The following is an 11538-nucleotide window of genomic DNA, read 5'->3' as shown; positions in this document are numbered from 1 at the left end:
AATATTTCTAATATTCTTTATTTTGGTACTACTGCTGAGAATACTGTTTGAACGGTATTCTCCTTATTTTTTAAAAATCATTTGCGGAATCTCTGGGGTAATCTATTTACTATCTTTTATTAGTAATTAATACTATTATATATATTGTAAGATGTTTTGAATATTCTTTTCTTTAAATATATGGAGGTAGATAAAATGGATTATATTTTGATAGCTTTAATTGTTACTTTTGCTGTTCTCAATGTTGGCAGTAGTGTGCTGGCAGCAGATATTCCTCTGGATCAGGAATTAGAAACAGTAAATAGTGAGACTGCTACCCTTGCACTCGGCTGTTTTTGGGGACCGGATGCATCTTTCGGAGCCTTAGAAGGAATTATCAGGACCCGGGTTGGTTATGCAGGTGGAACAACCGAAAGCCCAACCTATCAGATGATAGAAGATCACACTGAAACAATAGAGATTGATTATGATCCGGAAGTGATTTCTTACCGGGAACTTGTAGAAATCTTTTTTGAGAGTCATAATCCATACTCACCCGCTTATTCCACCCAGTATGCCTCTTTGATTCTTTATCAAAACAAAAAGCAGCAGAAAACTGCTTTAGAGGTTAAGGAAGAACTGGAAGCTGAAAGCGGCAGAGAAATTGAGACTGTGATCAAAGAACTGGATCATTTTTATCGAGCTGAAGATTATCATCAGAAATATAGACTTCAGCAGCAGCAAGATTTTAAGAATCATTATTTGGATCAAATGTCGATGAAACAATTTATTAATTCTCCTGCTGTAACCAAGGTAAACGGTTATATTTCAGGCAGTGGTGAACGGGATAATATTATAAAAAATATAGGAAAATTAGGACTAACAACTGAATTACAGGAAAGATTACTCAAGTTAAATAATATTGACCCAGAAGAGTGTGTAACTTTCTGTAAGACTGAGGATGCTGACAATGTTCAGATCAAGGAAGAGGAAAGTAATGCAGAATTAAGAGAGCAATTAACTGATCTGCAGTATAAGGTGACTCAGCTGGATGCTACAGAACCTGCTTTTAATAATAAGTATTGGGATAATAAGGAACCGGGTATTTATGTGGATCTAGTTTCGGGAGAGCCGCTCTTTTCTTCAAAAGATAAATTCGAATCCGGATCAGGCTGGCCGAGTTTTACCAGGCCCCTGGTCGAAGAAAATATTGTAGAAGTTGAAGATAAAAAGCTCTGGATGACCAGAATAGAGGTCAGAAGTAGAGAAGCTGATTCTCATTTAGGCCATGTCTTTGAGGATGGACCGGAGCCAACAGGATTGCGTTACTGTGTTAACTCAGCTGCACTCAGGTTTATTCCGGCTGAAGACCTGGCAGAAGAGGGATACGAAGAGTTTGAAGATCAATTTTAAATTAAAGCAAAGTACAGCTACCGGGAACTACTCGATTTGTGTCGAAAAATGTCTAATAAAGGTTTAATACAACAAAATATGACATAAGACGACAAAAACTGACAGGTACCGGGTACCTGTCAGTTTTAGGTACCTGTCAGTTTTATTATGCTTTAATTAATACATAAAAAAAAGGAAAAAATCAACAGTTAAAGAATTAGATAAATATAGACAAATTTTTTTAGGATCCAATTTTGAAGAAGCCAGAGCTAAAATCAGCTGAAGAAGATAAGTAAAAAGGAGGGATTTTAATGAGGTTAGAGATAAGTGATCTCAAATTAGAATTGACTCAGGGAGATATAGCAGATCAAAAAGATATTGAGGCAGTGGTTAATGCAGCAAATGCTGAGTTAAAAATTGGGGGTGGAGTTGCAGGGGCCATCCATAGAAAAGCTGGCCCGGAGCTGGAAAAGGCCTGTAGACCGCTGGCCCCAATTGAGCCTGGTGAGGCTGTAATTACAGAAGCTTTTAATCTGCCCAATCAATATGTGATTCATACTTTAGGGCCGGTTTATGGTCGGGACAAACCAGAAGCTGCTCTCCTGGAAAAATGCTATCAAAACTCATTAAAATTGGCTGAGGAGTATAAAATTAAAAGTATAGCTTTTCCAGCTATTTCAACTGGGGCTTTCGGTTATCCGATTGAAAAAGCTGCAGCAGTCAGTCTGGAAACAATAAAAATAACAGCAGCTGAATTAAAGAATATTGAAATTATAAGATTTGTTTTATACAGCAGCAGAGATTTTAGAGTATATAAAAACCAGGCACAAAAAATTTTCATTGAGTAAAGACAACTAATTCAACCGCTGTGATTGATTATACTGACAGCATATATATTTACTGATGAGAAAGGGGAGGGAGATATGCTGAATATAAATATACCAGGATGTAAAAATTTTAATGTAGAAAAAATTGTTTTTGATCTCAATGGAACTATTGCCTGTGATGGCAAATTAATTGAGGGAGTAAAAGAGGGGATTAACAGACTTGCAGATAATTTTGAGATATATATTTTAACAGCTGATACATTTGGGACTGCAGAAGAACTGCTAAAAGAATTAAAGGCAGAGCTGGTAGTGGTTAATAACTGTGACTGCAGTAAATTTAAAGCAGATTTTGTAGAAAAATTGGGCCGCAAAAAAGTAATTGCTGTTGGAAATGGAAATAATGATGCCCAGATGCTGAAAAATGCGGAACTTGGAATTGCTGTGATTGGACCGGAAGGTACAGCGAAAAGGGCGCTTTTAGGTGCTGAATTAATTAGTAAAGATATTAATGATGTAATTAAAATAATTTCTAATCCCGAGCGGCTAAAGGCGACCTTAAGAAAGTAAATTCAATTATTCTGGGAACCAGTTAAAAAGGAGGTGTACTGTGTCAGAACTAATTGATTTAAGTTATGAAATTTATCAGGGAATGCCTGTTTACCCGGGTGATCGCGAAGTTGAATTAATAAATGATAAAAAAATTGCTCGAGATGGATACTGTAATCATAATTTAAAAATGGGGATGCATACAGGGACTCATCTGGACCTACCAGCTCATATGCTGGAAGATGTTAGGAATGCTGCTGATATATCTCTTAACAGCCTTTCTGGACAGACAAAGTTGATCTATGCTGCCGGACAGAAGATTATAAAACTTAAGCCTGAGTATCAAAAATCAATAGAGAAAAATGATATAGTGATTATTTATACGGGATTTGCAGAGGAATACGGAAATCAAAAGTATTATAAGCAGCATCCTGTTATTTCGGAAGAGTTAGCAGACCTCTTAATAGCTAAGGAAATTAAACTACTGGGATTTGATATGCCTTCCCCAGATCACAGTCCTTTTAAAATTCATCAAAAACTATTTGAAAATGATATTTTTATTTTGGAAAACCTCTGTAATTTGGAAAAACTGCTGGGTATAGAATCATTTAAGCTTTTTGTGTTTCCGCTTAAAGTTAGAGCAGAAGCAGCTCCCTGCCGGGTGGCAGCCGAAATTTAGATTTGACAGTAAGCTAACTATCTGCTAGACTAATAATTGTAATATAAAACTAGGCTAATAATTGTAATATAAAATTTGAATAAAGGATTATATGACTGGCGGATAAATATGGAGCTAACCATAGGGGAATATAATCTTTAATAAATCGCCCGCCTGGATATTGAGTTAAATCTATATCCGGGGGGCGATTTTTTTGTTTAACAGAAGATTTTAGACTTAATCGGAGTAAATGTAATCTAATTTACAATAATGGTAAAATTTCAAAACATAGTAGAATACTCAAGATTTGACGCTGGTAATTATTTCTGCTAAAATAAAAATGAAATTCAGTTTAAAAGATTAATTATAATTTACATTATAAAAACTATTATTACAATCAAATATTCACAAAAAATTATAAAAATCTTTTAAGCAGCCAATAAGATTATAAGACTAAAAGAGGAGGATTTTTGATGAAATTTGATACTTTAGAATTGAAGGGTCAAAGATGGGAAGAAGAAATTGATGTCAGAAATTTTGTGCAGCAGAATTATACACCTTATACAGGTGGAGCTGAGTTTTTAGAAGGTCCTACTGCAAGAACAGAGGATCTCTGGCGGCAGACTTCCGATTTATTGAAAAAAGAAAGAGAAAATAATGGTGTGCTTGCTATTGATACAGAAACAGTTGCAGATATCAACGCTTATGATGCCGGCTATATAGACCGGGATAAAGAAATAATAGTTGGTCTGCAGACTGATCAACCTTTAAAAAGAACATTAAATACCTATGGTGGGATCAGAATGGCCCGTCAGGCAGCAGAAGCTTACGGCGAAAAAGTAGATCCCGAGATAGATGAGATATTTACTAAATATAGAAAAACACATAATGATGGAGTTTATGATGCTTACACTCCAGAAATTAGAGAGATTAGACGCTCTGGTGTAATTACTGGTTTACCTGATGCTTATGGTCGGGGAAGAATTATTGGTGATTACAGAAGAGTAGCACTTTACGGTGTGGATAGATTGATTGAAGCAAAAAAAGAAGATAAGACCAATTTGAAAAGTCCGATGACTGAGGAAACAATCAGGCTGCGGGAAGAAGTAAGTGAACAGATCAGAGCTCTCAAAAAGTTGAAGGGACTCGGAGAAACTTACGGCTGTGACCTTTCTCGTCCGGCTGAAAATGCAGAAGAAGCTGTCCAGTGGACCTATCTTGCTTATCTGGCTGCGATTCAGGAAAATAATGGGGCAGCAATGTCCTTTGGTCGAGTGGCAGAATTCTTTGATATCTATATTGAAAGAGATATGGAAGCCGGAAAACTGACAGAAAAAGAAGCACAGGAAATTATAGATGATTTTGTTATTAAATTGAGGCTGGCCAGACAGCTGAGAACTCCAGAATATAATGAGCTTTTCAGTGGCGATCCACTCTGGGTAACAATTGTGCTCGGTGGTATTGGAATTGATACCAGACCACTGGTAACTAAGACCAGCTACAGAATATTAAACACCTTATATAATCTTGGTCCGGCACCAGAACCAAACCTGACCATACTCTGGTCGGAAAAACTGCCGGAAAGCTTTAAAAACTACTGCACAAAGGTTTCTAAGGATACAAGTTCCTTACAGTATGAAAATGATGACCTGATGCGCCTTAACTTTTCTGATGATTACGGAATTGCCTGCTGTGTATCAGCGATGACACCGGGTAAGGATATTCAGTATTTTGGAGCAAGATGTAATCTTCCTAAAACACTTCTTTATTCCTTAAATGGTGGTAAAGATGAGAAAACAGGAGCTCAGGTGGGACCTGAATTTAAACCTTATGAAGGCGATGTTTTAGAATATGATAAGGTGATGGATAATTTTGACCGTTTTCTTGACTGGTTGAGCGAAAAATATGTGGATGCTCTAAATATTATTCATTATATGCACGATAAATATGCCTATGAGGCAGTGCAGATGGCACTCCATGACACAGAAGTTCAGCGGATAATGGGCTTTGGAGTGGCAGGACTTTCAATTATTGCTGACTCCTTAAGTGCTATTAAATATGCAGAGGTTAAGCCGATCAGAGACGAAGAGGGAATGATTATTGATTTTGAAATCAATGGAGATTACCCTAAATATGGTAATGATGATGATCGTGTTGATCAGCTGGCTGTAGAAGTAGTAAAACTATTTATTAATAAGCTTAAACAGCATCAGCTTTATAGAGACGCAGTTCACTCTATGTCGGTGCTGACTATTACCTCAAATGTAGTGTATGGTAAGAAAACTGGTGCTACTCCAGATGGACGCGAAGCTGGAGAAGCCTTTGCTCCTGGAGCCAATCCAATGCACGGCAGAGATACTTCAGGTGCTTTAGCATCACTTAATTCAGTTGCAAAAATACCATATGAATACTGCCAGGATGGAATTTCCAATACATTTTCTATTGTGCCGGAAGCGCTGGGTAAAACTGAAACTGCCCAGCAGAACAATTTAACCTCAATTCTGGATGGCTATTTTGATCAGGGTGCCCATCATTTAAATGTTAATGTTTTAAGAAGAGAAACTCTGCTTGATGCAGTTGAGCATCCTGAAGAATATCCTCAGCTGACAATTAGAGTTTCTGGTTATGCTGTTAACTTTATCAAATTAACACCAGAACAGCAGCAGGAAGTAATTGCAAGAACTTTCCATAAATCGATATAAACAGGTACCGGGTACTTGGAAATAATTTCCAAGTACCCGGTACTCTCTCACTCTCTCAACTCTCTCAACAAAGGAGGTCATTATGGCTGAAGGATATATTCATTCTACCGAAAGTATGGGCACTGTTGATGGCCCCGGGATTCGCTTTGTTGTTTTTACTCAGGGTTGTCCCCTGCGCTGTCAGTACTGCCATAATCCTGACACCTGGAAATTAAAAGAAGGTAAAAAAGTTACAACTGAATCATTAATTAAAAAAATCAAAAAAATAAAACCATATATTGAACGTTCTGGTGGAGGAATTACAATTTCTGGAGGAGAACCGACAATGCAGCTGGATTTCACCCTGGATTTGCTTAAAAAAGCAAAAGCAGAAGGACTGCACACTGTAGTTGATACTTCTGGATTTGTTGATCCGGCTAAATTCAAAAAATTGCTGCCATATCTGGATCTTGTCCTGCTGGATATCAAGACAATGGACGATTTAGTCCACAGAGATTTGACGGGAGTCAGCAACCAGAAAACTCTAAATCTAGTGGAGCTGCTGGAAGAAGAAAAACAGCCCTACTGGGTGAGGCAGGTTATTGTTCCCGGAATTACTGATGATCTGGGAAAAATGAAAGAGTTTGCAGTATATCTACAGCAGAAAAAATATTTAGAAAAAATTGAACTGCTGCCCTACCATGAACTTGGAAAACACAAATGGGAAAATTTAGGGATGGAATATAAGCTGGCTGCTGTTGAGCCACCTACTGAGAAAAAGATGGCAGAACTGAATGCAGTATTTAAGAATTATAAAATTAATATAGCCTGACCCGGGCAAATAACGGTTTTGAATTCAAATATCTAATATAAAAACCCTGATTGAGATTAGTCTCAATTGGGGTTCGCTGTTTTTATGACGCTATTTATGTTATAATTATCTAACACTAATGATTATTATTAAAATAAAGCTAAGTAAACTAGGAGATAAAGAAAGATGCTGATTTTACAGGCGTTTTATTGGAATTGTTTGGATGACTGGTGGGAAGAAATAGCATCTATTGTTGAAGATATAGCGATTAAGGGTTTTGACACAGTCTGGCTGCCACCTCCCTCAAAAGGGATGAATGGTAAAAACTCAATGGGCTATGATATCAAAGAACACTATAATTTAGATTCTAAGTTTGGTAATAAGAAGACTTTAAAAAAATTAATCAATAAATTACACGAAAATGAAGTGGAAGTGATGGCAGATCTAGTTTTAGGCCATATGCTTGGTGGTGACAGAGAATGGAATCCACACTTTAAAGAAAAAACTTACACTAGATTTGAGGAAAAAAGCTTTCCTAAAAATCATAATAACTTCTGTCATGAATGTGGTGACTGCAGCTGCCGCAATAATTTTGGAGAAACGATCTGTTATTATTCTGATGACGAATATATGAAAAAGGAATTGATTAACTGGGCTAAATGGCTAAAAACTGAAATTGGCTTTGACAGCTTTCGTCTTGACAACCTAAAAGATATGCGCTGGGATTTTGCTAAAGAATTTGCAGATGAATTCAGAGAGAAGACATTTATGGTTGGGGAGTATTGGGATGGTGATGACCGGATTTTAAAGGAATTTATTGACCACAGCAAGTTAAATTTATTTAATTTCCCTCTCTATTACAGCATTAAAGAAATGTGTATGGATCCCTTGTTTCCCATCCGCAGTTTAGAGGGGGTTTCCAGTAAGAATAAGGTTAATTTTCTTTCCAATCATGATATAGAAAGAGACGAAAGAGATTTTAATAAAGATGCAATCATCACCAATAAGGAACTGGGCTATGCCTATATTCTTTTTCAGGATAATCCGGCGGTTATTTACTGGAATGATTATTTTAGATATGGTTTAAAAGAAAAACTTGATCAATTGATAAATTTAAGAAAAAACTCCAGCGATCTGCCCTTAGAAATTATTGATTTAACAGATGATATTTATCATGCCAGGCGCGGCAGATATAATTTAATTATCAATAATGCTGTAAATGATTATCATTTTTCTGGCTTGACAGTGTCGGGTAGAGATTACGTAATTTTTGTACAGGATTAAAACATATATAGTTATAAATTGTTGGATTGATAGATAACTTAATTAATAAATTAGAAAAGCAGGAAGGATTTTTTATGCTTGCAGATATTGAAAACATTTTAGAAAAATATTACGGCTTTAGTTCTTTTAGAAAAGGGCAAAAGGAGCTTATAGAAAGCATTTTAATGGCAAAAGATACGGTTGCTGTTATGCCGACTGGCTCGGGGAAGTCTCTCTGTTATCAAATTCCCGCACTTGTTTTTGAAGGGGTGACAATTGTTATTTCTCCTCTGATTTCTCTGATGAAGGATCAGGTAGATGCCCTTAAGGAAATGGGAATTAAAGCGACCTATATCAACAGTTCCATAAGTACTCGAGAGTTAAAAGAGAGACTTGCTAAGACAGCAGCTGGTGAATATAAACTGCTATATATTGCTCCGGAAAGATTAAATTCTTCGCGTTTTCTTAATCTTTTACAGCAGCTTAAGATAGCAATGATTGCAGTTGATGAAGCTCACTGTGTATCACAGTGGGGACATGATTTTAGACCAAGCTATTTAAATATCTCCCGCATTGTAGAACAATTAAATCCCCGGCCAATTTTAACTGCTTTTACTGCTACAGCAACCCCAGCAGTAAAAAACGATATTAGTACTCAGCTTAAGATGAAGGATCCTAAAATTTATTCCACCGGTTTTGACAGGCCAAATTTAAGCTTCAAACTGAGGAAGGGAATAGATAAGGATCAGTTTTTAAAGGATTACCTTAAAGTTAATTCAGAACAGCCGGGAATAATTTATGCTGCAACCAGAAAAGAAGTTAATAGAATATATGAGCTGCTTTCTGATTTAAATTATGAGGCCGGTCGTTATCATGCAGGTCTCTCAGAGGAACAGCGGACAGACGCCCAGGAAGATTTTATCTATGATAAAATTAAGATTGTAGTAGCTACAAATGCTTTTGGTATGGGAATTGATAAATCCAATGTCCGCTTTGTTATCCATTATAATATGCCCAAAAATATGGAATCATATTATCAGGAAGCCGGACGTGCCGGTAGAGATGGAGAGCCTGCAGATTGTATTCTGCTTTATGCTCCAGGAGACAAACATATTCAGAAATTTTTAATTGAGCAGGTAGAATCCTCTTCAAAAAGGAAAGAAGAACATTTAAATAAATTACAGCAGATGGTAGATTACTGTCACACCAGCAAATGTCTGCGCTCATATATTTTAAACTATTTTGGTGACAGCAAAGTTGCTCAGAGCTGTGGTAACTGCAGTAACTGTAATGATGATCGAGAACTAAAGGATATTACAGTTGAAGCCCAAAAAATATTATCCTGTGTTTACAGACTTGATCAGCGCTGGGGAATTACTGTCACAGCAAAAGTACTAGCCGGATCTAAAAGCCAGAAAATTTTAGAATCCAATTTTGATTCGCTTTCCACCTATAATATTATGCCTGATTACACAATTAAAGAAATTAAGAATCTAATCAATCTGCTGATTGCTGATGATTATTTAAGTCAATCAGGAGCTAAATATCCACTTTTAAAGTTGAATAAAAAGTCCTATCAAATTATGAATGGTGAACTTAAAGTAGAAAAGAGAATGGAAAAAGAACAGCAGAAAGTCAGTGAGGACAGTGAGCTTTTTATTATTTTAAAAAGTGTGCGAAAAGAAATTTCTCAAAAAGAAGGTGTACCTCCTTATATCATTTTCCATGACAGCACTCTAAAAGATATGTGCAGGATTCTGCCTCAGGACAGAGCAGAAATGTTAAAGGTAAGTGGAGTCGGAGAAGTAAAATTTGAGCGTTATGGACAACAATTTTTGGATGAAATTTTAGAAAATATAAACTCACAAAAAGGATGATAAAATGACGGATAAAACTAAGAAAAATTTTATTTATTTCGGTGTTGGGCTGGTTCTCGTTTTTATTATCAAATATTTTAATCTGGATTTTATTCCTGCTATGTCTCTGGCAGTATTAGTAAGCGGTATTGTAGGCTATGTTTTAAAATAAATAAACAAATATTTTTTCGAAGTAATTTAATATAAAATCTAATAGCTTAATGATTGATTTATCAGTCATTAAATCTTTCATAAACAAAAGCGTAATGCCATATAAAAAAGTGTACCCATACATAATATTTTGTATGGGCGTTTTTTTAAAAAATATTTTATTGATGATTTTACTGATTTTCTGGAAATTCAACTCTGGTTCGAGGTAAACTTTCCGGATAGTTCTCCTGGATAAATTTGATCAACTTCTCTCGCAGATAAACTCTTAATTCCCAGGCGGTTGGTGAGTCATCTGCACTGACTAAAATTCTGAGTTCCATTGATTTTTCGCTGGCATCTGTGACCTGAACTACTTTTACTTTTCCATCCCAGAGTTTATTATCTTCTAAGAGTCGATCCAGTTCTTCTCTAATTGCATCAACCGAGATTGTATAATCAGTATATAAAAAGACCGTTCCCAGAATAAAGGAAGACTTTCGGGTCCAGTTCTGAAAAATATTATCAATAAAATATGTTGTGGGCACTACTAGTCTTCTGCGGTCCCAGACCTTAACTACTACAAAGGTTAAATTTATTTCTTCAATCCAACCCCATTCACCATTAACGATTACAACATCCTGGACTCTAATTGGCTGAGCAATAGCAAGCTGAATTCCGGCAATAATTGAAGCAATAATTTTTTGAGCCGAAAAACCGATTATAATACTGGCAACACCAGCAGAGGCAAAAAGACTAATCCCAACCTGTCTGATCGAATCAAAAGTCATTAAGGCTGCTGAAACTGCAATAAAAATAATTAAAACTTTAATTACTCGTTCCAGAATTCTGTATTGAGTATGTATTTTTCGGGCGCGTAAATTATTGCTGGCATCAATTTTATGAGTGTCATCAAGATAAAGCCTTATCAAGTGCATTAATCTCATGAGAAACCAGCTGATTAAAAAAATAATTGTAATTCTAAAAAAATGATTTAAAAAATTTAAAATTCCATTACTCTGTTCAAGATAATAAAAGGGAATCAGTAAAGCTGTATTCAAAAATAAATATAATAAAGGTACTTTAAGGTTGCTTCTGATTTGTTGATAGCGCTTTTGACTTAGATCTTTCAAAATAAATCTGGTTGAATAGAGCAGAATAAAATAAACGGCGGTAAATGCAGCTAAAGAAATTAAAAAATTAAGATACATTAGTTTATCACCTCTTTCAATTACTATAATTATAAATCCTGCAGAAAAGAAATTCAAATAATAGTTTTAAAAGATTGTGTCAAGTAGCTTTTGGAAATAGATTAAGACTCCCTTTAAATATTTTAGAATGCAAGAGACTTTATTGCTCTCTGCAATCCACTAACTTT

Annotated in this window: 10 protein-coding genes and 1 riboswitch; of the genes, 9 read left to right on the top strand and 1 reads right to left on the bottom strand. The window is 35.8% G+C overall.

The window, feature by feature from the left end:
• The first annotated feature begins 195 nt into the window (after window positions 1-195).
• The 9 genes from msrB to DFR79_RS16205 all read left to right on the top strand — a co-directional run bounded on the left by msrB (window position 196) and on the right by DFR79_RS16205 (window position 10185).
• A complete protein-coding gene (gene msrB, locus DFR79_RS15485) occupies window positions 196-1392 on the top strand; it encodes a peptide-methionine (R)-S-oxide reductase MsrB (RefSeq protein WP_133516370.1) in 1197 nt (398 codons plus the stop codon).
• Window positions 1393-1682: 290 nt separating this feature from the next.
• Complete coding sequence (locus DFR79_RS15480) at window positions 1683-2219, top strand: macro domain-containing protein (RefSeq protein ID WP_133516369.1); 537 nt, start codon at window positions 1683-1685, stop codon at window positions 2217-2219.
• Between the two features lie 75 nt (window positions 2220-2294).
• On the top strand, window positions 2295-2765 hold the full coding sequence (locus tag DFR79_RS15475; RefSeq protein ID WP_133516368.1) for an HAD family hydrolase: 471 nt from the start codon (window positions 2295-2297) through the stop codon (window positions 2763-2765).
• Between the two features lie 40 nt (window positions 2766-2805).
• On the top strand, window positions 2806-3423 hold the full coding sequence (locus tag DFR79_RS15470) for a cyclase family protein (RefSeq protein WP_133516367.1): 618 nt from the start codon (window positions 2806-2808) through the stop codon (window positions 3421-3423).
• Between the two features lie 81 nt (window positions 3424-3504).
• Window positions 3505-3589, top strand: a riboswitch (ZMP/ZTP riboswitch).
• A gap of 286 nt (window positions 3590-3875) precedes the next feature.
• Window positions 3876-6104: a formate C-acetyltransferase gene (gene pflB, locus DFR79_RS15465; RefSeq protein ID WP_133516366.1), complete on the top strand. Its 2229-nt coding sequence runs from the start codon at window positions 3876-3878 to the stop codon at window positions 6102-6104.
• A gap of 82 nt (window positions 6105-6186) precedes the next feature.
• Window positions 6187-6915 carry a pyruvate formate-lyase-activating protein gene (gene pflA, locus DFR79_RS15460; RefSeq protein ID WP_133516365.1) on the top strand — a complete coding sequence of 243 codons (729 nt, stop codon included), beginning with the start codon at window positions 6187-6189 and terminating at the stop codon, window positions 6913-6915.
• A gap of 165 nt (window positions 6916-7080) precedes the next feature.
• Window positions 7081-8178, top strand: coding sequence for an alpha-amylase family glycosyl hydrolase (locus tag DFR79_RS15455; protein WP_133516364.1), 1098 nt, complete (start codon window positions 7081-7083; stop codon window positions 8176-8178).
• Between the two features lie 74 nt (window positions 8179-8252).
• Window positions 8253-10034, top strand: a complete 1782-nt coding sequence (gene recQ / locus DFR79_RS15450) for a DNA helicase RecQ (RefSeq protein ID WP_133516363.1) — start codon at window positions 8253-8255, stop codon at window positions 10032-10034.
• Between the two features lie 4 nt (window positions 10035-10038).
• Window positions 10039-10185 carry a hypothetical protein gene (locus DFR79_RS16205; RefSeq protein ID WP_166638084.1) on the top strand — a complete coding sequence of 49 codons (147 nt, stop codon included), beginning with the start codon at window positions 10039-10041 and terminating at the stop codon, window positions 10183-10185.
• Between the two features lie 169 nt (window positions 10186-10354).
• On the opposite strand, the gene DFR79_RS15445 is transcribed toward DFR79_RS16205, so the two are convergent.
• Window positions 10355-11371, bottom strand: coding sequence for a mechanosensitive ion channel family protein (locus tag DFR79_RS15445; protein WP_133516362.1), 1017 nt, complete (start codon window positions 11369-11371; stop codon window positions 10355-10357).
• Window positions 11372-11538 lie beyond the last annotated feature (167 nt).

Source organism: Halanaerobium saccharolyticum, assembly GCF_004362045.1.
Lineage (GTDB): Bacteria > Bacillota > Halanaerobiia > Halanaerobiales > Halanaerobiaceae > Halanaerobium > Halanaerobium saccharolyticum_C.
Note: the sequence above shows the minus strand (reverse complement) of the source record. Positions and strands in the feature narration are given on the sequence as shown.

Coding starts and splice junctions, on each gene's coding strand:
- msrB (WP_133516370.1), top strand. CDS start 196: ATGGATTATATTTTGATAGCTTTAATTGTTACTTTTGCTGTTCTCAAT.
- DFR79_RS15480 (WP_133516369.1), top strand. CDS start 1,683: ATGAGGTTAGAGATAAGTGATCTCAAATTAGAATTGACTCAGGGAGAT.
- DFR79_RS15475 (WP_133516368.1), top strand. CDS start 2,295: ATGCTGAATATAAATATACCAGGATGTAAAAATTTTAATGTAGAAAAA.
- pflB (WP_133516366.1), top strand. CDS start 3,876: ATGAAATTTGATACTTTAGAATTGAAGGGTCAAAGATGGGAAGAAGAA.
- pflA (WP_133516365.1), top strand. CDS start 6,187: ATGGCTGAAGGATATATTCATTCTACCGAAAGTATGGGCACTGTTGAT.
- DFR79_RS15455 (WP_133516364.1), top strand. CDS start 7,081: ATGCTGATTTTACAGGCGTTTTATTGGAATTGTTTGGATGACTGGTGG.
- recQ (WP_133516363.1), top strand. CDS start 8,253: ATGCTTGCAGATATTGAAAACATTTTAGAAAAATATTACGGCTTTAGT.
- DFR79_RS16205 (WP_166638084.1), top strand. CDS start 10,039: ATGACGGATAAAACTAAGAAAAATTTTATTTATTTCGGTGTTGGGCTG.
- DFR79_RS15445 (WP_133516362.1), bottom strand. CDS start 11,371: ATGTATCTTAATTTTTTAATTTCTTTAGCTGCATTTACCGCCGTTTAT.